This is a genomic window from Saccharopolyspora sp. NPDC002686 (genome assembly GCF_040295745.1).
Classification (GTDB): domain Bacteria; phylum Actinomycetota; class Actinomycetes; order Mycobacteriales; family Pseudonocardiaceae; genus Saccharopolyspora; species Saccharopolyspora oryzae.
On sequence record NZ_JBEOVY010000118.1, the window covers coordinates 1 to 20,119 of the forward strand.

Below are 20,119 nucleotides of genomic sequence, written 5' to 3' on the forward strand. Positions count from 1 at the left end.
GGGCTGGTCACCGCCGCGGCATCCGCTATCGCGATCACGTACGACTTCTTCCCGATTCCGGGCGACGACGCGCACCGAACGCTCTTCTACATCGCAGCGCTGGCCGTTTGGGGAACCCAGATGTTCGCGTACTACTTCGCTTACCGCGCTTTGCACGACCACAACGCGGCGACGGGTTTGGAGCGGGCGTCGAACGAAAAGAGCGTTGCTCGGTCGTGACATCAAGGCGCAGACAACGCATTCGCTAGGAGCACGTCAGATGAAGACGAACAACGTGGAGTACGCCTCCTTCAGCGGTTGGGTCGATCCTCCCGGCGATGTCAGGCCCGCCTTGGCCGGTGACCGCAGCTGCGCGATCGCGGTCATCGGCGGCGGAATCAACGGCATGTCGACGGCGCTGCGGTTGGCCGAGCGCGGCAAAGACGTAGTGCTGCTGGAAGCCGAGTTCTGCGGTCACGGCTCGAGCTCCCGCAACGCGGGGCAGCTGGCCGGTGCGCCAGGTGGCGACATACAGCTGCTGGACCTGCTCTTCCGCAAGAAGATGCCTGCCATGTCACGGTTCACCGACAACGCCGCGCATCACGTGGAAGACGTGATCAAAAGGTTCGGCATCGACTGCGACTACGAACCGGTCGGCAACTGCTTCGCCGCGGTCTCGCGCGGGCAGATGGGTCGAGTGCGCCGAGTGGCCAAGATCCTGCGGAGGGCGGGTACGGAAGTCGAGCTGGGCACGAGCGACGAACTCGGCATCCCGCGCGGATTTCTCGGCGGAATGCGCGAGGTGGTCGGCGGGATGCTGAACCCCGGCAAGTTCAGCCTGGGCCTGCGCCGAGTTCTGCTGTCGTCTGATGCTCGAGTTTTCGAGCGGACGAAGGTCGTCGACGTCACCCGGCAGGGAGGTCAGGTCGTCATCTCGACCCCGCGCGGTGAAGTCCGCGCGGACAAGGCGGTGCTCGCGACCAACGCCTTCGCCGGCGAGTGGGACATCACGCCCCGCCATCTCGCCGTCCCCATCTACGTCATCGAGGTGGAGACCGAGCCGATCGAACCCGGACGTCTGGCCGCGCTGGGGTGGACCAGCCGGTCGGGGCTGGTGACTCAGCACAACATCATGGAGAACTACCGGCTGACCTCGCGCAACACCATCGTCTTCGGTGTCCGGAGGCTCGAACGGGGCACGACCTATCCGCTTCCGGAAAAGACGCCGGACCCGGAGCTCGTCGAGGAACTCGCGGAAGCCTTCGCGATGCGCTTCCCGACCCTGGCCGATCTGTCCATCGATCGCGCGTGGGGAGGGTGGATCGCGATCACCTCGACCTGGTTGCCGCTCGCCGGTCAGCTCGGCGATGACGTCTTCTACTCGATCGCGTGCAATGGCCACGGGCTGGCTCAGGCGCCGTACGTCGGGTCGCTCATGGCCGATCTGATCGTCGACGGCCAGCGGCACGAAGACCTCGAGGTCTTGTGGAAGAAGACCCCCAAGTTCCCTCGCCCGATGATGATGGGCCCGCTAGGGCTACGCACCATCTGGGCCGTCGACCGCTTCAACGACTTGGTGAACGGGAGTCGGCGAAATGCTCGAAGGCGTTCGATGACAGCGGTTTGAGAACCGCATCGAGAATCGCCCCGTCCCCGTCGCACTCACCCCGGCTCGTCGGGCCCGGCGCCGTCCCCGCGGGGGATCGCTGGTCGCCGAAGGGAGTTGCTGCGTTCGTCGACCTGTGGGTCGGGGCGGTCCGGGCTGGTCGTTGATCCCGCCAGCTGTGCGGGCGGCCGGGAGGCCGACGGTGCCTGCCCAGCATCCATGATCTCGAACTCGCTTCGAGATCGAAATCATCTCGCTGTTGGCTGCTGTGCCGGCCGCGACACGGACCGTGCCGGGCGCGGTGACGCCGCGCTCGCACAAGCGAGAAGGAGAATTCGTGAGCGAGAACGGAAATCGAGAACAAGGCGGCGTATCACGCCGCGGAGTGCTGGCGGCCGGTGGCGGATTAGCCGCTGCGGGCCTCGCGTTGGGACGAACCCCGGCGGCGCAGGCGGCGCCGATGAGCACCAGCGCGGATGTCGTTGTTGTCGGGGCCGGGATTTCGGGCCTCACCACCGCGCGCCGCCTGGTCCAGGCCGGCGTTGGGTCAGTGCTGGTGCTGGAGGCGAACGACCGGGTCGGAGGCCGGACGGAGAACCTCGACGCCGGCAACGGCGTGATCACCGAGGGCGGCGGGCAGTGGGTCGGTCCGGGCCAGGACCGCGTCCTCGCGCTGATCGATGAGCTCGGCCTCGAGACGTTCAAGACCCACGTCGAGGGCAAGTCGATCTACCTGCGCAACGGGAACCGGCAGACCTACGAGGGGACGATCCCTCCACTGAGCCCGGACGCACTAGCGGATTGGGCGCAGTTGCAGACGCGGCTCGAGCAGATGGCGTCGACGGTTCCGGCCGAGGCGCCGTGGAATGCCCAGAACGCCTTCGAGTGGGACAGCACGACCTTCGGGGCATGGCTCGACGCGAACTCCGTCAGCGCGGAGGCGAAGTGGCTGCTCACATTGGGTTTCAGCGTCATCTTCGCGGAGGACCCGCACAACACCTCCTTCCTCCGGGCCCTCCACGCGATCGGATCGTCCGGTGGGATCGAGCACATGATGAACGCCACCGGGGGTGCCCAGGAGTCGCGCATCGTCGGCGGTTCGCAGCTGATCTCGCAGCGGATGGCGGAGCAGCTCGGAAATCGGGTCATCGCCGGCTCCCCGGTAACCGAGATCAGCCAGGGAAGCCAGGGCGTCCTGGTGAAGTCAGCGCGCGCCCAGGTGCAGTGCAAGCGGGTGATCGTCGCCATGGCGCCGGCGGACGCCGAACGGATCCGTTTCACGCCGGGCCTGCCGGGCCGCCGCGCGATGCTGCAGCGAAAATGGCACAACGGCACGGAGAACAAGCTGGCCGCGATCTACGACGAGCCGTTCTGGCGCAGCCAGGGGTTCAGCGGGCAAGCGATGACCGACCTGCCTGGCGCAGCGTACGTCGTCGACAACTCGCCGCCCGATGGCAGCATCGGCATCCTCCTGACGTTCATCGGCACCGCTGGTTACGGCCCGGGTCTCAAGTGGAGTGACGCGATCCTCGACGACCCCGGTGCGCGCCGCGCTGCATTCCTCGACGGCCTGGCCGCTCTGTTCGGGCCGAAGGCGGCGCAGCCGACCGGATGCGTCGAGAAGGACTGGCTTCACGAGCCCTGGATCGAGGGGGGTGTGAGCACGCGCGCGCCGGGCACGCTCACCCAGTACAGGAACGCCGCGCGCGAGCCGGTGGGCCGGATCCACTGGGCCGGCACGGAAACGGGGATCATGTACGAGGGTTACATGGACGCAGCGGTGAGCGCCGGCGAGCGCGCCGCGAAGGAAGTCAGTCAACTGCTCTGACCACTCGTGTGCGGCGGGAGAGTGCGAAGCGTGCTCACCAATTGTCGTCACCGTCCATCCGGGATCTGAAGCGATCGTTCGCGGCACGCTCGCGGAGCAGAGTCCGCGCGCCTTCTCGAGCCATCTGTCGAAGTCGTCCCATCGCTGCGCATGGCGAAATGACCATTGGAAATGAACATGACCAGATTGACCAAATCGGTGATACCCGTGGCTCCATCGAGGGTTGGCCCTTCGCGTGGTGCGCTCATGGGTGTCGCGGCCGTACTCGCCACCGTTACCAATGCGGTTTCCTTCATGTTCCCGCCCCTGCTTCCTCTGATGCAGGCGCAGTTCGGGCTCGACGTCTCGGCATCGGCCTGGATCTTCACCGCCGCGACGTTGGGCGGTGGCGCAGGCTTCGTCCTGCTTCCCCGTCTCGCCGACGTGCTCAACGACCGCACCACTGCACTGCTTTCCGGCACTGTCCTCACGGTCGGCGCGCTCGCGCCTGCCATGGGCAACTCTTACGTCACGCTGCTCATCGGGTCCGCGCTCCTCGGGTTCGGCAGCTCCGCCCAGCTGCTGCCGCTGGGTTTCCTGCGCCGGCACCTGCCCGGTGATGCGATCTCCACGGCCGTCAGCGTGCTGATCATGGCTACCGGCTCTGGGACCGTCGCCGGGATGGTCGGCGGCGGACTGACGGTCAAGTTCTTGTCGCTGCAGAGCTTCTTCTTCGTCCTGGCCGCGGCCGTGGTGGCGACCACGGTGGCCCTGGTCGTCGTCATTCCCTCGTCCAAGCCGGAGTCGTCGGGAAAGATCGGTATTCCCGGAACGGTGTGGATGCTCGCGTGGCTCACCCTCATCCTGCTCGCATTGACCCAGGGCCTCCTGTGGGGCGACGCGGCGCTCGTGCTCCTGCTCGCCGGTATCGTCGGCGGCGTGGCGTGGGCTCTGGTGCAACGACGGTCCTCGTCGGCGGTGTTCGACGTCAAGGTGCTGAAGGAGCCGTTCGTCAAACCGGCGTGCTTCGCCGCTGCGATGTTCGGCTGCGTGGACGCCGGGTTCCTGCTGCTGGTGTCCTACTACACCCAGACGCCCACTGCGGCCGGATACGGATTGGGTGTTGACGCTCTGGGCACCGGGCTGCTCATGCTGCCGTTCGCACTGATGATGTTCGTCGGCGGCAAGGCCGCCGAAAGGGCCGTCGCGAAGGGGCGCAAGGGCGCCGTCCTCGTCGTCGGCGCCACAGTCTGCGCGGCCGGCCTCGGTTGGCTCGCGGTCGCCCACCAGGAGTGGTGGCATTATCTCGTTGGTGCCGCTCTCGTGGGTGCGGGTAGTCGCGTGGGCTACAGCGGCAGCTTCGCGGCCCCGCAGATGGTCGTCCCGGAGCACAAGGCGGGAATGGCCGCGGGAATGGTGGGCACCCTCATGGCCATCGGAATCGCTTTCGGCGCGGCACTGGTCACCGGGCTACTCACCGTTGCCACCGTCCCCGGTACTGATGTGCCGGAGGAGTACCTCTTCACAGTCGGCTACGTGATCACCCTCGGATTCTCCCTGCTGGTCTTGCTCGTCACGCTCATCTCGCGATTTCGCCAGCGCAGAAATCGTTCGACAACCAGGACCACCACCAGGATCACGCCCCGCCCTGACGCGTCCGTCTCCAGCAGGTAGGCGGTGCTGAACAGCCTCACCGCCGGTCCCAGCCAGGCGAGGAGAACGACATGATGACGGCGAACCCGCCGCGAGTGGAGTTGGCCGAGGACTACCTCGGGCTCGACTCCCTGCTCACGCGCGACGGAATCGAACTGAGAGAACCGGGTTCGGCCGGTTGAGAGTGACGGTGAGGATGCCGTCGTCGAGCCGGTGGTCGAGTGGTGCGTGTCATTGCCGCGTGCTCCAGGTCCGGTCGGATGCGGGGAACTCATCCGCGCAGGTGGGTGAGTCGGTCGATGGTCTTCTCCGCGTCGGTGACGATTCCGTGGACGATGTCGTGGCAGGTTTCGACGGACTCGATGAGGCCCTGTGCTTGACCTGCCCACCACAAGCCGTCCTCCACGTGCCCTTGTTCGAGCACGCGCGTTCGGCCCCGGTTGCCCGAGGCGAGTTCGGCGACGTCGTCGAAGACGGCTCCAGGCCGTTGTGATCGGGTGACTATCTCTTCGGAGATCGAGTTGCGGGCCACTCGCGCGGTGTTGTCGAACTCGCGGAAGACCAGCTGGGTGGCTCGTTCGTCGTTGGCGACGATCTGGTTCTTGACGTTCTGGTGCACCGGGGCCTCGGCGCTGGCGACGAACCGGGTTCCCATGTTGATGGCGCATGCGCCGAGGGCGAGGGCCGCGGCCAATCCATCGCCGGTCGCGAAGCCTCCGCTGGCGATGATCGGGATGTCCAGCTTCCGAGCGGCTGCCGGGATGAGGATCAGGCCGGGGATGTCGTCGTTGCCGGGGTGGCCGGCGCATTCGAAGCCGTCGATGCTGACCGCGTCGACGCCCAGAGCCTGCGCCTTGAGGGCGTGCCGCACGGCAACCGCTTTGTGGATGACCTTGACACCGGCGTCCTTGAACGCGGCCACGTGCTCTGCCGGGTTGCTGCCCGCGGTTTCGACGATTTGGATGCCGCTTTCGATGATGGCCGATCGGTATTCCTCGTAGGGCACCGGTGCAAGCGTGGGGAGAATGGTGAGGTTGACGCCGAACGGCCGGTCCGTCATCTCCCGGCACCGCGCGATCTCCCGCGCCAGTGCCTCCGGCGTCGGCTGTGTGAGCGCGGTGAGGAAGCCGAGTGCACCGGCTTCGGCCACTCCCGAGATCAGTTCGGCGGTGCCGACACCGGTGAGGCCGCCGCAGACGATCGGATGTTCCACACCGAACAGGTCGGTGAAGCGCGTCGAGATCACGAGTTGGGCCTCCCTGCGGTTGGTGCGTGCACCGCGGAATCACGATGTAGAAATCGAATCGAGTTTGAGTTTTGTCGTCCGACTTCGCGCTGTCAAGGCTCGGACGCCGCCTCGGGGCTTGCGCGGGAGGGCTAGCCGGTTTCGGAGATCTCGCAGGGGGAGTGGGAAGTTCTCGTGAAGTCGGCGCGGGCCCTGGTCCGCTGTGGGCGGGTGATCGTGGCCATTCGCCTGCGGATGCCGCGCTAATCCACTTCACCCCGGACCTCCGGTCCGTCGTGCCGTCCTCCAACGCAGATGGCACAACGGCACCGAGAGCAAGTTGTTCGCGGTCTACGACACGCCTTTCTGGTGCGACGAGGGGTTGAACGGGCAAGCCATCACCGACCTGCCGACCACGCCCTACGTGTGGTCGACAACTCGCCGCCCGAGGGCAGTACGTGAATCCTGCTGACCTTCATGGCCACCGTCGGCTCCGGTGCCGAGCTCACCTGGCACGACACGACGCTCGACGACCCCGATGCGCGCCGTGCCGCGGTCATGCGCGACCTCGTGACCTTGTTCGGGTCGAAGGCGCGCGGCAGCGTGTTGTCAGCCGTCCGATTCCTCTGCCTGCGGCGCGTAGGTCTCGAGGTAGGCGGTGACCAGGCGACGTGCTTCCTCGATCGTCGAGTCGTCGCCGGTCGGGGAGTGCTGGAACGCGACGTCGAAGAGTCGCCCACCGGCTTCGAAGGCGAGTTTCAGGGCGAGCTGCGGTGTTTCGGGGTCGAGCAGCTCGTGTTCGACGAGCAGGTTCCAGAACTGTTCCGCTTTCGACTCGTCGAACGCCTGGACGATCTCTGCCAGCTTCTCGTGGCGGGCGGAGAACCACAGCTCGGCGCAGCTCGGGTGTTGACGGAAGTAGTCCAACATCGGGCTGACGACGGCGTCGACGCCGTCGCGCAACGTGCGCAGCGTCGTCTCGTTCACCGCCTCGGTGAGGCATTCGTCGAGCTGCCGCACGTGGCGCTGCAGGAGCTCTGCATCGACCTGATGCCGGTCGGCGAAGTAGTGGTAGACCGAAGCGGTCGGGATGCCGGCTCGCTCGCCGATCGCCTTGAGGGTGGCGGCCCCGTAGCCCTGCTCTCCGAGCAGCGCCTCGGCAGCATCGAGGATCGCTTGCACGCGCTCCGCGCCGCGGCGCTGCAGCACAGCGGTTGGGCGTGCAGGCGCCTGCGGGGTGTGCTGATTGTCGAACACGATTCGAGATTCTAGGCCGACTTCCCTGTCCGAGCGCGACTAGCTCGGCCTGTGACGGTGTCGCTGCGGATGTGCGCATGCGGGCAAGCCCGGGAGATCGCCTCAGCGGGCCTCCGGCTGGCGCGGAGGAGGGAATGCGCTAATCTCGATCTCGAATCGAAATCGATATTGCTCGATCTGCTGGCGCAGGAGTTGGGTGCGGATGACGACATCGGAACACGTTCACGAGGAGATCTGCGAGGTCGCCGTGATCGGCGCGGGCATGGCTGGACTGATGGCCGCCACAACCCTCGCCGGCAATGCGGACGTCGTCGTGCTCGAGGCGGCCGACCGGCCAGGAGGACGCGTCGAGACGGTCCGGAAGGGCGACTACTGGATCAACGTCGGGACGCAGTTCACCGAGGGGACCGGGCCCTTGATCGACGCCCTCGACCACCACGGCATCGAGATGGGGTCGTTGGCGGGCAAGAGCGCGGCACTGGTCCTCAACGGGGGATTGGTCGACATGTCCGACCTGTTCGCGCTCATGTTCCGCACGCGGATGAGCGTCATGGACCGGGTCGGCATGGCGCTGGTCACCGCCCGCATCTTGTCCGCGGCTCCGTTCCTGGAATCGAACAGCGGCCTCGCGAAGAAGGTGCGTGCCAAGCTCGACCGGCGCCTGGCATCGGACCTGCTGCGGGGCGTTCGTTCCGAGTTGACCGAAGCCGTGGTCCGATCGTGGTCGGGCCAGTGGATGGGATGCGAGCCGGGAGAGACGGCTGCGACCCAGCTCGTGACGTCGATCGGACTCGCCCTGACCGATCCCGCGAAGGTCCCGAACTTCACCCTGCCGGTCGGGGGCAATCAGACGCTGACCGACATCCTCGCCGCCGATCTCGGCGAACGCCTCCGGCTCAAGTCGAAAGTCCGGTCCGTGGAACAGTGCGAAGGCGGGGTCGTGGTGAACTACGTCGACGCGGCCGGCAGCCCCGCGCGGGTTCGCGCGAAGCGAGCCGTCGTCGCGGTTCCCAGCGACATCGCGTTGCAGATCCTGCCGGACCTCCCGCAGACCTACCGCAACGCGTTCGAAGACATCCGCTACGGCCGGTACGTGATCGTCGGCTTCTTCACCGAGGAGCAAGGCCCGCAACCTTGGGACAAGTTCTTCGGCGTGTCCACACCCCAGCTGTCGTTCCAAGCGATGTTCAACCATGCAGCCGCCATCCGCGAGGACGGCCCGCGGAAGCCCGGCGGCGCACTGGCGTGCTTCGCTGGTGGCGCTGCGGCCGACGAGTTGTTCGAGCTCTCCGACGCAGAGATCGCAGCTCGGTTCACGAGTGACTTGATCTCGGTCTACCCCCAGCTCGAAGGCAAACTCGGGGAAGGGATCGTGCGACGGCACCACCGCGTGGTGCCGTTCTGGGCCCCCGGTCGGCGTGAATCGTTGCCGACGCTGCGGAACCCTCTCGGGCCGATCCACCTGGCAGGCGATTACCAGCTCGACATGCCTTCGCTCGCTGACGCGGCGACGTCGGGCGAGAACGCGGCAAAAGCAGTTCTCGCGAGTCTGAGGCCCTGATACCGAAGGCTGGGTCATGACCGTCGGGCTTCTGACCGGGTGTCATCAGGAACCGCTGAGGCTGTACTCGAGCGGTCATCTGGCCGAGTATGCGCCGTCCACGAAATGCGAACTGCCGTTGACGAAGGATGCGCGTTCGGACAGCAGGAATGCCGCCATCTCCGCGACTTCGTCTGCGGTGCCGAGGCGTCCAGCAGGGTGCAGGCCGATCAGGTATGCGCGTTCCTCGTCGGTGACGTCGGCCAGCAAGGGAGTATCGATGAAGCCGGGCACGATCGCGTTGATCCGCACTCCGCTGGGCGCATATTCGAGAGCGGCGGTCTTGGTCAGGCCGATGACGCCGTGCTTGGCGGCTGCGTAGCCGGCGACGCCCGGGAAACCGTTCACGGCGCAGACCGAGCCCAGGTTGACGATGGCACCGCCGCCGGCAGCGAGGATGGCGGGCAGTTCGTACTGCAGCGAGTAGAAGACGCCGTCCAGGTTGGTGGAGATGACGCGACTCCACTGGTCTTGCGGGTACTCGGCGGTCGAGGTGACGGCGCCGATGATGCCGGCGTTGTTGACGGCCAGGTGCAGAGCGCCGTGCTGGTCCACAGCGGACTGGACGGCCGCCTCCACCGATGCCGGGTCGGTGACGTCGACGCGGATAGCGATGGCCTTAGTGCCTTTCGTGCGGAGTTCGTCGGCGATCTCCTGAGCGCCAGTGTCGTTGATGTCGGCAATGGCCAAGGTGGCGCCGCCGGCGGCCAGACGGCGGGCCACGGCAAGGCCGATGCCGGAGGCGGCGCCCGTGATCAGGGCGGTTCGACCGGCGAACTCGGTGGCGTAGTCAGTGGAAGGGTTCACGGTTTCTTCCTTTGAGGTGTGAATCGGGCTCTTTCCGAGGAGAGGGGCGGCCGTGCCTTCCGAACCCGGCGGCACGGCGCGGGTGGGCTTAGCGGCGCGGATCGATCAGGACCTTCGCGTCCTGCGGGGAGTTCGACAGGCCGTCGAACGCCTCGGGCACCTCGTCGAGCTTGATGGTGCGGGTGACCAGCGGCGTGATCGAGAAGTCGCCGTCGACCAGGTGCTCGAAGGTGCGGGCGAACTCGTCCGGCGTGTACAGGAACGCGAAGCGCAGGTCGAGCTCTTTGAGCACCGCTTGTGCGGGCTCGAAGCCGTCGGAGGTCATGCACAGACCGGCCACGACGATCTTGCTCCCGGGCGGGGCACCGAGGATGATCTGCTGGATCACTCCCGGTGCTCCGACGCACTCGAAGGCCACGGTCGGCATCGGCTCTGTGCCGGAGGATGTCGCGATCGTCGCCCACTCCACATAGGGGGAGCTCCGTGCCGGGTCGACGACCAGGTCGGCTCCCAAGGACTCGGCGAGACGTCGCCGCTCGGCGGAGAAATCGGCGGCGACGACCGGGCCAGCGCCCCGCGTGCGAAGCACCGCGATGAGCGCAAGACCGACTGGCCCGCACCCGATGACCAGCGGAACGTCGTCCGGGCCGAGGTCGGCGCGGACCACTGCGTGGTAGGCGACGGCGAGTGGTTCGGTGAGCGCGGCCTGGTCGGTGGGGACGTGGTCGGGGACTTCCAGCAGCAGCGCTTCGGAGAGCACCATCCGCTCGGCGTATCCGCCTGGGGTCTCGGGGCCGCTGAAGCCGAGGAAAGGCTGGTCCGGGCGGGAGAGTGACGGCACCGAGACGACCCGTCGGCCGATCGGGACCCGGCCGGTGGTGCCGGGACCGTGGGCGAGGACTCGCCCGACGAACTCGTGGCCGAAGACGATCGGCCGGTCGAGATCGAGGACATCCGTGCCGTGGGCGGCGCGTATCGAGTCATTGAATTCCGCACCGTACTGCGCACAATGCAGGTCCGAACCGCAGATACCGCAAGCGAGAACCTCGACCAGAACCTCTCCATCGCCTGGCACCGGGTCCGGCAGCTCGGCGAGGTGCAGCCGCCGACCCTGCATCACGACGGCGCGCATGCGCCCTCCGTCTCCACATAGCCGGCCGCACCGGTGCTGATGTAGCGCAGCTTCACACCCTGTTCCTTGGCGAAGCCGGTAAGCCAGTGCTTGATGCTGACCGCGTCGATGATCGAGTGGAACTGGCCGTCCTCGGTGAAGTTCACGTTGGCCCCAGTGACCATGACCAGCATCACCGTGTCCTCGGTGTTGTCTGCCGGCGCGTGCAGCGTGTGGACGGAACCGCCGGGCTCGAAGAGGTAGGAGCCCGTCGTTTGCGGCTGATCCGGGTATTCCTGGTAGTACCACCGGCCTTTCAGCGTGAATACCTCCGCCGTGCCGGTGTGGTAGTGGATCGGCACCGAGGTGCCCGGCTCCATGTGGAACATGACCACCCACCGGCCGGCTTCCAGATCCAGGCGGAGCAGCTGGAGCTTGGTGCCGGGCTCGGTGTCCACCAGGGGGACTTCGTTGACGTCGAGGGTGAGCAGCTCCGTCTGCGGCAGCGCGAACAGGGGCAGTTCGGCGCCGGAATTCGTCGCTGCTGCAGCGGGTTTCAGCGCATCGGACACAGTGGTTCTCCCTTGTCTGCCTTCGTGGATACAGCGTTGGATTCGGCTCCCACGCCCCCTACTCGTTCGTCTCCCGCATCGGTGCTTTCCCGGCCGCTGCCGCGGTTCTGGGGTATGTCGCGGTGCCGAGCTCTTCGGCGGCGACGCCTTCCAGCGGACGCTTCGCGGTCCGGGGACCGAACAGGACGACCAGGACCGAGGACACGACGTAGGCGACCGCCGCAGCGACCATCACGCCGCCCATGCCCCAGCTGGCGAAGAACGCCGCACCCAAGAAGCCGGAGGCCGCACCGCCGACCCGTCCGACGCTGAGGACGATCCCGCTGCCCAGGCCGCGGACTTCGGTGGGCATCGTTTCCGGGATGTAGGTGTAGAAGGCGATGACGACGAGCCCGGTCACGATGGCGGCGGCTCCGCCCGACGCGATGACGACCCAGCTGGACGGGGAGACACCGAGCAGGACCAGCGGTACGGCGGTGATGACCGACGTGGCGAAGATGACGGTCTTCCGCTCGATCCGGTCCATGAAGAGCAGAGCGATGAATGGCGTTACGCAGTAGACGACGTTCCAGACGAGCTGGATCCAGTACGCATCGGTTTCGGGATAGTTGAGGCCGTAGACGAGTGAGTAGAGGGCCCAGTTCTGGAACAGGTAGTAGCCCAGGGTCGAGCCGAAGAAGCCCACGGACACGACGAGGAGAATGCCGATCATCCGCTTGTTCCCGAAGACCTCGCGCAGCGACGGCCGTCTTGTTTCTCCGGCGATGACTGAAGGTTCGGGCAGCGGTCCGCGACGGAGCGCGCGAGCCTCGAGCTTTTCGACGATCTTCTCCGCCGCATCGAGCTGTCCGCGAGAGAGGTGCCAGCGCACCGATTCCGGCATGGCGAAACGAACCAGAGGAGCGATCACCAATGCACAGCTGCCGATGAGGAACAGGTGCCGCCAGGTATCCGGCCCGCCGTGGGGGATCGCGAGCAGCACCAGCAGGGCGATCACCGGGGCGATGACCACGAACCCGAAGTTCAGGATCGACACGAACCGGCCACGAGTTTTGCTCGGGAACATCTCGGCGACGTAGACCAGCAGAACCGACGTCGCCGCTGCCGCTCCGATCCCGGTGACGACCCGGGCGAGGACCATCACCTCGAAGTTCGCTGAGAGTGCGGTCGCCAGTGCGCCGAGGGAGTAAAGGGCGGTCGACCACGCGATGACCGACCGCCTGCCGAACCTGTCGGCGATCCGGCCACCGACGAGGCCGCCGACGATCATCCCGACGAAGAAAGCGGTGGTGACCGCACCGATCTGGGCCAGCGTGAGGCCGGCGTGCTCCTGGATCGCGGGTGTGATGTAGGCGAAGAGCGCGTTGTCGTAGAATTCGAGTGCCAGGTTGGCGGCCAGGATCGAAATCCAGATGACGTGCGGGGCCATTGCCGGCAAGCGGTCGAGCCTGGACGTCAAGTCCGCGGACTTCGATCTTCGGGAAGCCTTGTCCGATTCTGGATGAGTCATTCTTTTTCCTTTCATGCGACAGCTCGATCGCACGCGTGGACGAGAAAGACCCGATTTCGGCAGATCAAATGCAGCTATCGCCGTCACGTCGACCTCGAATGGCCACCATTCCGGAAGGTGATCGAGGCCAGCCCCGTCTGCGGTCGTGGGCAAGCTGATTCATCGGTGAGGGGGAGCTGCTGCGTGGATGCTCCCAGCCGGGATGTCGCGTTCGCGTGTCGTATCCGGGTCAGCTGTTGCCGCTGCCGGCCACGGCGACGACGCGGATCTCGACCAGCAGTTCAGGGCGGGCCAGCTGGGTCACTCCGACCGCGGTCCACGATGGGTACCGGTCGGGGATGTACTCGTCCTTGACCTCGATGAATTCTTCGATGTCACCGCGGAGATCGGTGTGGAACGTCGTCAGTTCGACGATGTCGGCCAGGTTCGCGCCAGCGGCTTCGAGGGCGGCTTTCACGCCTTCGAACGCGAGCCGGGCCTGTGCTTCCATGCCGTCGGCGGCAGCTTTCGTGGAGGCGTCGATGCCGACCTGGCCCGACACCCAGATCAGGTCGCCGACACGGGTCGCCTGTGAGAAGTGCAGCGAGTCGTAAGTGGACCGGGTGCCGGGTGGGTTGATCGATTCGCGCTTCATCGCGTCGATGCTCCTCGCGAGATCCGGTCAGACGACCTGGCGGAAAACGGGCGAGCGGAACGGGTCTCCGGGGTTCAGCTTCGCCATCTCCTCGGCGAACAGGACGCCGTTGCGTGCGTAGCGCGGGTTCGATTCGGGAAGGGGCCGGAACGTGGCGTCGTCGCCGAAGAAGCGCAACACCAGGGTGTGGCGGTCCGGGCAGCCGGCGTCGACGCCGGCGCCGCCGTGCAGCGAACGGGGATGGAGCACAACGACGTCACCGGGATCGACCTCCCACGAGATCACGTCGTAGGCGTCGGGGTCGACAGCCCGCTCGGCGTCGATGTTCGGCAGGCGGGGCAGGGTGCCGTCACCGTAGAGCGGATCGGTGGGATCGTCGGGGTCGGCGAAACTGGCCCCGTCGTACTGGATTCCGCGATGGGAGGCGCGGACGATTTCCAGCGAGTTCTGCTTGGGGATGTGCTGGAAGGAGATCCACGCGTTGCCCCAGTGCTGGCCGGCCCACGGCAGGTTCGCGGTGTCCTGGTGCCAGGGACCGCGACCGCTTTTCCCGCCCGCTTTGAGGAACACTTCCTCGGCGAAGTACCAGACGTGCTCCGAGCCCCACAGTTCGGCGAACATCCGGCCCAGCGGCAGCGACGCAACCAGGTCGTCCAGGCGGTCTTTGGCGAGCGGGTTGGCATTGTCGATGTGGGTCTGCAGCTTGGTCCCGTCGAGCCCTTGGAACACGTACGGCCCGGGATTGGCGACGGCCCAGTCGAACGCTTCGCGGCACCGCGCCAGCTGCGCTTCGTCGAGGCAGTCCTTCATGAGGACGGCGCCGTCGTTCCGGAAGGCTTCCCGCACTGACTCGTCCATGGGTTCTTCCTTTCTCACATCCGGTGTGATGGGGAACACGGTAGAAGATCCGACGCTTTTACACAACGAGCGTTATGAAAAATCTGTGGCAGAATCGATGGAGTGCCTAAGACGAACGCCTCACCGCCGGGTGGCGAACCGGTCGCGCAACGCGGTCGCCCTGCCGGGGACCACGCCGCGAAGCGGGCAGAGATCCTGAAGGCGGCGGCCTCGGTCATCGCGGAGGACGGCTACGCCAAGGCATCACTGCGCAAGGTGGCCGAACGTGCCGGATATACGACCGGGGCGGTGACCTACTACTTCGCGAACAAGGAGGAGCTGGTCACCGCATTGGCCGAAAGCCGGTTCGACCGCTACGACGCGATGCTCGAGCCGGCCCGGGCCAAGGCCGACATCAAGCTGCTCTATGAGCAGTGGCTGGCGATGACCACCGGCGATCCCGAGTACTGGCCGGTGATGTCCCAACTCCTCACCCATGCGCGGTACGAACCGGCTCTGGCATCCATCATCGAGCAGCGCTACGCGCGTTATCACCGCCTGCACACCAAGATTCTCGAGGCCGGGCAGGCGCAGGGCACCATCCGCGACGACATACCCGCCGACCTGCTCGCCGACCAGCTCGCCGCCATGGGCGATGGCTGGATGATGATGTTCCCCTTCGAGCCCGAGCGGTTCGATCCGAGCCGGGTCGAGGCGCTCATCGATGCCGTGCTCACCTTGATCGCGCCTATCCCGGGCACGTCAGGCTCGTAACCGGTGAACTCGTCGTCCCGGGGGCGGTGCGGATGTGCTCAGCCGCCGTGGTCGGCCAGGGCGCGAGCGATGTCCCGGGCCGCCCTGGCGCCGCTAGCAATGGCGCCGTCGATGCCGCCCACACCGACCGCCGCGATGTCGCCGCCGGCGAAATGGATGCGCCCGTGGGGCTCGCGCATCAGCGGCACCGCCCGGGTCAGGTTTCCAGGTCGGTGATGAACCCAGGTGCCTTGGGAGAACTCGTCGGCGACCCAGTCGTGAGCGGCGGTGTCGACCACTTCGATGCCGGGCACGAAGGTCCGCAGGGCCTGCTGCACCGCTTCACGGTCCTCAGCGTTGATGGCTGAGGCGTCGGAGCAGAAGCACACGATGAGCGTGTCACCATCGTGGCGGTACTCCGTCTTGGCTGTGTTGATGGGGTGCTTGCCAACCGGAGCGTTGGCCACGAAGGGTTCGATCTCGCCCTTGGCCCGCACCCAGATCTTGCTCGTCCTCATCGGGTGCCGTTGGTCGATCATCTCGCGCACCGACTGCGCGACCGGGGGCGTGATGACCACGTCGCTCAGGGTGTTGATCGGGAGGGCGATGACGGCGCGTCGTGCCGGGATGCGCTCGCCGCCGCGGGTGGTCGCGACGACCCCGGGGCCGTTGTCCTCAATGGCTGCAACCGGTGTGGACAGGCGGAGTTGGGCCTTCGAGTCGCCCGCGATCGCTTCGAGCAGACGTCGGGTCCCGCCCTCGATCGGCCAGTGACCAGCTGTTTCGATGAAGGCGTGCCAGCCGCCGAAGCTGGTCGCGACCCAGAGGAGGAACTGCGCCATTCCTTGCTCGCCGTACGAGCAGACCAGTGATGACAGCACACCGTCGAGCACATCCCGGTCCCATGTGGACAGATGCAGGGAGTCGATTCGGTCCGCGACCGTTTCCTTCTCGATCGCACTGGTTTCGGCGGCGCCGGGCTCGAACGGCCGCGGGAACCACTCCCGCGCGTCACCCACGAATCGAGCGACAAGCGGGCCGCCGAATGCGGTGTATTCGGCGGGCGTCCCGGAGTGCACGTCGTCGTCGGCGAGCCAGTAGATCTTCTCGACCGCCAGCGGCGTGGACAGGCTGATTTCGTAACGTTCGAGTTCGTGCCAGACATTCGGCTGGGTCCAGTGCGCGTACGCGCCGCCGAACTCCACCGAGCGGCCGAAGGCTTCGCCGGAGTAAGTCCGGCCGCCGATCCGGTCGCGCGCTTCGAGATGGATCACCGAATGGCCCGCAAGGCTGAGATCCCGGGCCGCGGTCACGCCGGCAAAACCGGCACCGATCACCGCAACGTCATGCATAGTGCGCGGACTCCCTCCACGAATGACAGATGATGGTGCAGTGCGACTACGTCGCGCGGTATCGCCCTGGCTCGACTTCCGCGACCAGGCTCTTGCCGATCAAGCGATCCAGGTGCTGGCTCGCTGTCCGCCGCTCGACCGGCGTCACGTGCGCACCTTCGACGTGCGGCCGGTAGACCAGACGGTGCTCGGCGATGTCGTCGATGTTGCGTGGTTCGCCGAGGAACTCCAGTAGTGTCGCGTCCCGTTTCTCCACCACGCCAGCGAAATCGTCGAGCCGCCTGCGGAACTCGGCGGAACCGTCGATCACGCCCTTCTGGTGCGCTGTGCCGTACCAGCGAGCCTCGATGTCCCGGCACCGGCGCATCGACGCCTCGAAGTCCACCAGACTGCTGCTGAGGTCGCCGTAGTACGGGCCGAACGAGCTCAGGTCGATATCGGCCACGAACAGAAAGCCGTCCGGCTCGATCAAGAAGCCGCTGTGACCAGCTGTGTGACCGGGCAGATGCACCACGGTCACAGTCCGCCCGCCCAGGTCGAACTCGGTGCCGTTGGTGAAGCCCTGGGCATCCGGCCAGCCCTGCACGTGGAATTTGTCCCGCAGTGCCCTGTCAGCATCCGCAACAGCGTCGGCCGGGAGGCCGAATCCGGCGACCATCACCTCGCGGGACTGCAGCGCAGCCAGGTCCGCGTCATGAACGTGGACCGGCACGTCGTAGTTCCCGAGCCCGGCGACGTGGTCCTCGTGCGCGTGGCTGATGAGGACCAGATCCGCTGGCGGCGCGGCTTCGACGAGCGACAGCGACGGATCGATGACGAGCGTGGCGTCGGTGCCGCGCACCAGCAGGGAATTGCCGAACGGATACGCACCCCGATTGGTGCCGCTGAGCACGGTGACCTCGCCGTAGTTCTGCTCCGTGTATCCCGTGGCGACCAACTGGCCCTCCTGTACGTTCTCGGTTGATTCGGTCCGGACGTGGTCGAACTTGGAAAGCCTTGGGGACAGGAGTATTCAGCGCTTGCTGCTGTGAAGCCGGTCTGACAGCCGGTCGATCGCCCACATGGTGCGCAAGGTCAGCGGGCTGCAGAAGAGCGAGGGAGCGAACCGCGGCTGCACGCGCCATACGGTGCCGAGATCGTCATGGAGCTCGTCGCCGGCGAGTCGGTCCGCGAGCAGCGTGCCCAGGTAAGGCGCTTGGGCAAGGCCGTGGCCGTTGCAACCGATGAGATAGGAGACGTTCTTCGTGGCTTCACCAGCGACGGGCAGCCACGGCGACGTCATCGCGATCCACCCGCCCCACGTCCGATCCAGCGCGACGTCACGAAGCGACGGGAATCGGGTGCGAAAGCCGCGGGCCAGGTCAGCGACGGCGGCTGGGTCCGGTGTGCGGGACTCCAGTGCGCCCCGCCCGGCCGAGAGGCGGCGAACACCGAAGACGATCGTGCCGCGCGGCGTGAGGCGGTAGCTCTCCATGATGTTGTGCTTGGTGACGATGCCGGAACGACTCCTCCAGCCGGTCGCTTCCAAGCGTGCGGAATCGATCGGATCAGTCTCGACCATGCGGACCCACACGGGATTTGCCAGCCGTTTCGGGGCAACCGCGAGTTCGCGGGAATAGGCGTTGGTGGCGAGCACGACCCGCTCGGCACGGACGTGGCCGCCCGGCACGTTGACGACGACTCCCGCGCTCGTGGGTTCCACGGTTCGAACGGGGGTGCGCTCGAACACTCTCGCCCCCGATTCGAGTAATGCCTCGCGGAGCCCGAGCGCGAACTTGCCGGGATTCAGCAGCCCTCCGAGCGGTTCGAAGAGGCCTGCGAGGAACGTTCCCGGCAAGCCGAGATCGCGCCCGCTGCCGAACTCAGCCTCCGATCCTGCCTTGTGGAGGATCTGCGCGGTTCGCCGCACTTTCTGGATTTGGCCGCGTGAGACGGCGGCTTCCACGTTGCCGGTTGGCTCGTAGTCGCTGTCGATCGCGAGCCGCTGGAGGAGTTCTTCGGTGAAGCGGACCGCTTCCTGCGAGAACTGGACGATGCCCCGAAGGCGATGGGGCTGCAGCGCTCCCAGGAGCCGGGGATCGCCTGGCGGCGCGCCGGACAGATGGCCGGCGTTGCGGGAGCTCGCCCCGACCCCGCAGAACCCGGCTTCGAACAGGGCGACGTCGGCACCTCGTTCGGCCAGCCGCAGCGCTGCTGCCATGCCGGCGTAGCCGCCACCGACGACGGCGACATCGCAGGCGAGTTCACCCTCGAAAGCCGGCAGGACTTCGCCCGGGGGATCGATCCAACCGCTGAACGACGAGTAGGTGATTCCATCGATGGCCACATCACACCTCTTCTGCCGTTGGAGCACCGCCGGCGACCCGGTCCAGGCACAGAAGCCGAGCGCTAACAACTCAGCTGCGTCGACCGCGGCCAGAAGTCCGCCCGCCGGTCACCGCTAGGTCGTTCACGTTGGTCAGGAGATCCCGCTGTGAGCGCTAGATGATGGAGGCACCGTATCGAGCCCCACGATTTTACGCAACGGTCGTGATGTAAATTCCCGAGGTGAGGCGATCGTGCACGGGAACTCCGCGCAACTGCACCCCGCTGGTGAGCACGGTCTGCTTGCTGATCAGCTGGAAATGCCTCGAGATCACACGGACGCCTTCTCCCGCACGAGACCGCTGATCAGGTTGACCGCTCCTCGGCTCAGCACCTCGTCCAGCGCGGTGAGGAACGGTTCGACCTCGGCCTCTGTGGCGACCAGCGGCGGGGAGACGATCAACGCGATCTCGCGGTTGGACCCGTAGAAGGTGAGGATGTCGTGGTCGCGGTACAGAGCGGCGATGACCGCCGCGGTCAGGATCTTCGACCGCGCCTGCGGGTCCTGCGCGAACTTCGAGGGGACCAATTTGAGCGCGGAGTCCACGAGGGTGCCTCCGGTGTGCAGGAACACGCCGTGTAACGCGCCTACCCCAGCGGTCCGCCGGATCAGCTTGGGGTACTTGTCCGCGATGCCCCGCAGCCCGGCCTCCAGTCGCTCACCCAGTTTTCGCGCCAGGGACGGATAGTCGTCCTCCACCGCGATCGAGACGGCCTCCAGCGCGGTGGCCGTTTCCTCCCCGAACCCGAAGTACGTGGTGCTGTGTAAGGTCGCGTCGACGACGTTGCCGTACGCCCGGCGGAAGATGGGTTCCCGCGCAACGTAGCCGGAAATCGATGACTTCCCGCCCGCCGAACGACTTCGAGGTGGTGACCACGTCCGGGACCAGGCCGGGGTAGCGCATGAAGTGGAAGAGCGTGCCCGTCTTGCCCCAGCCCGTGTACACCTCGTCGAAGCCAAGCCCGGGTGGTTGGTGCGGCACTTCGCCTCGGTCCGGCGCACGGCGTCCTCGGCGTGCTCCGCGCGCACCGGGTCGTCGTTGGCGATCACG

The 20,119-nt window shown here is 66.6% G+C and carries 17 protein-coding genes and 1 pseudogene; 6 read left to right on the top strand and 12 right to left on the bottom strand.

Annotated features, from left to right (window positions below; genetic code table 11):
• From ABTZ89_RS17485 to ABTZ89_RS17500, 4 genes and pseudogenes are all read left to right on the top strand, one after another.
• Positions 1-219 (top strand): annotated as a pseudogene (locus tag ABTZ89_RS17485) (transporter); the annotation flags it as partial.
• 40 nt (positions 220-259) lie between these two features.
• Positions 260-1,606 carry an NAD(P)/FAD-dependent oxidoreductase gene (locus tag ABTZ89_RS17490; RefSeq protein ID WP_351045702.1) on the top strand — a complete coding sequence of 449 codons (1,347 nt, stop codon included), beginning with the start codon at positions 260-262 and terminating at the stop codon, positions 1,604-1,606.
• Between the two features lie 316 nt (positions 1,607-1,922).
• Entirely contained in the window at positions 1,923-3,413 is a 1,491-nt protein-coding gene (locus tag ABTZ89_RS17495) for a flavin monoamine oxidase family protein (RefSeq protein ID WP_351045705.1), read from the top strand.
• A 246-nt stretch (positions 3,414-3,659) separates the two neighbouring features.
• Complete coding sequence (locus tag ABTZ89_RS17500) at positions 3,660-5,066, top strand: MFS transporter (protein ID WP_351045708.1); 1,407 nt, start codon at positions 3,660-3,662, stop codon at positions 5,064-5,066.
• Positions 5,067-5,316: 250 nt separating this feature from the next.
• Here the strand turns inward: ABTZ89_RS17500 and ABTZ89_RS17505 are convergent, their stop codons facing one another.
• Positions 5,317-6,291 (bottom strand): NAD(P)H-dependent flavin oxidoreductase, encoded by a 975-nt coding sequence (locus tag ABTZ89_RS17505; RefSeq protein ID WP_351045711.1) that lies wholly within the window; start codon positions 6,289-6,291, stop codon positions 5,317-5,319.
• Between the two features lie 588 nt (positions 6,292-6,879).
• Positions 6,880-7,527, bottom strand: coding sequence for a TetR/AcrR family transcriptional regulator (locus tag ABTZ89_RS17510; protein WP_351045714.1), 648 nt, complete (start codon positions 7,525-7,527; stop codon positions 6,880-6,882).
• Between the two features lie 202 nt (positions 7,528-7,729).
• Here ABTZ89_RS17510 and ABTZ89_RS17515 point away from each other — a divergent pair, with 202 nt between their 5' ends.
• Complete coding sequence (locus ABTZ89_RS17515) at positions 7,730-9,088, top strand: flavin monoamine oxidase family protein (protein ID WP_351045718.1); 1,359 nt, start codon at positions 7,730-7,732, stop codon at positions 9,086-9,088.
• Between the two features lie 75 nt (positions 9,089-9,163).
• Here the strand turns inward: ABTZ89_RS17515 and ABTZ89_RS17520 are convergent, their stop codons facing one another.
• The 6 genes from ABTZ89_RS17520 to ABTZ89_RS17545 form a co-directional block, all read right to left on the bottom strand.
• Positions 9,164-10,009, bottom strand: coding sequence for an SDR family NAD(P)-dependent oxidoreductase (locus ABTZ89_RS17520; RefSeq protein WP_351045721.1), 846 nt, complete (start codon positions 10,007-10,009; stop codon positions 9,164-9,166).
• Positions 10,010-10,022: 13 nt separating this feature from the next.
• Entirely contained in the window at positions 10,023-11,066 is a 1,044-nt protein-coding gene (locus tag ABTZ89_RS17525; RefSeq protein WP_270951719.1) for a zinc-binding dehydrogenase, read from the bottom strand.
• Entirely contained in the window at positions 11,051-11,617 is a 567-nt protein-coding gene (locus ABTZ89_RS17530) for a 2,4'-dihydroxyacetophenone dioxygenase family protein (protein ID WP_351045724.1), read from the bottom strand. The genes ABTZ89_RS17525 and ABTZ89_RS17530 overlap by 16 nt, the downstream gene beginning before the upstream one ends.
• A 58-nt stretch (positions 11,618-11,675) precedes the next feature.
• Complete coding sequence (locus ABTZ89_RS17535; RefSeq protein ID WP_351045727.1) at positions 11,676-13,280, bottom strand: MFS transporter; 1,605 nt, start codon at positions 13,278-13,280, stop codon at positions 11,676-11,678.
• Positions 13,281-13,356: 76 nt separating this feature from the next.
• On the bottom strand, positions 13,357-13,761 hold the full coding sequence (locus ABTZ89_RS17540) for a RidA family protein (protein ID WP_270951716.1): 405 nt from the start codon (positions 13,759-13,761) through the stop codon (positions 13,357-13,359).
• Positions 13,762-13,788: 27 nt separating this feature from the next.
• Positions 13,789-14,619 (bottom strand): phytanoyl-CoA dioxygenase family protein, encoded by an 831-nt coding sequence (locus tag ABTZ89_RS17545; RefSeq protein ID WP_270951715.1) that lies wholly within the window; start codon positions 14,617-14,619, stop codon positions 13,789-13,791.
• A gap of 102 nt (positions 14,620-14,721) precedes the next feature.
• Between ABTZ89_RS17545 and ABTZ89_RS17550 the strand changes: the two genes are divergently transcribed.
• Complete coding sequence (locus ABTZ89_RS17550; protein ID WP_270951714.1) at positions 14,722-15,372, top strand: TetR/AcrR family transcriptional regulator; 651 nt, start codon at positions 14,722-14,724, stop codon at positions 15,370-15,372.
• A gap of 38 nt (positions 15,373-15,410) precedes the next feature.
• Here ABTZ89_RS17550 and ABTZ89_RS17555 read toward each other — a convergent pair whose 3' ends face one another.
• From ABTZ89_RS17555 to ABTZ89_RS17570, 4 genes are all read right to left on the bottom strand, one after another.
• Entirely contained in the window at positions 15,411-16,703 is a 1,293-nt protein-coding gene (locus ABTZ89_RS17555) for a flavin monoamine oxidase family protein (protein ID WP_351045732.1), read from the bottom strand.
• 46 nt (positions 16,704-16,749) lie between these two features.
• The gene (locus tag ABTZ89_RS17560; RefSeq protein WP_351045735.1) at positions 16,750-17,640 is read right to left on the bottom strand and encodes an MBL fold metallo-hydrolase; all 891 of its coding nucleotides are present in this window, start codon (positions 17,638-17,640) and stop codon (positions 16,750-16,752) included.
• Positions 17,641-17,715: 75 nt separating this feature from the next.
• Positions 17,716-19,029 (bottom strand): NAD(P)/FAD-dependent oxidoreductase, encoded by a 1,314-nt coding sequence (locus ABTZ89_RS17565; RefSeq protein ID WP_351045738.1) that lies wholly within the window; start codon positions 19,027-19,029, stop codon positions 17,716-17,718.
• A 309-nt stretch (positions 19,030-19,338) separates the two neighbouring features.
• The coding region (locus ABTZ89_RS17570) for a PLP-dependent aminotransferase family protein (RefSeq protein ID WP_351045741.1) at positions 19,339-20,119 on the bottom strand (781 nt) is incomplete at its 5' end.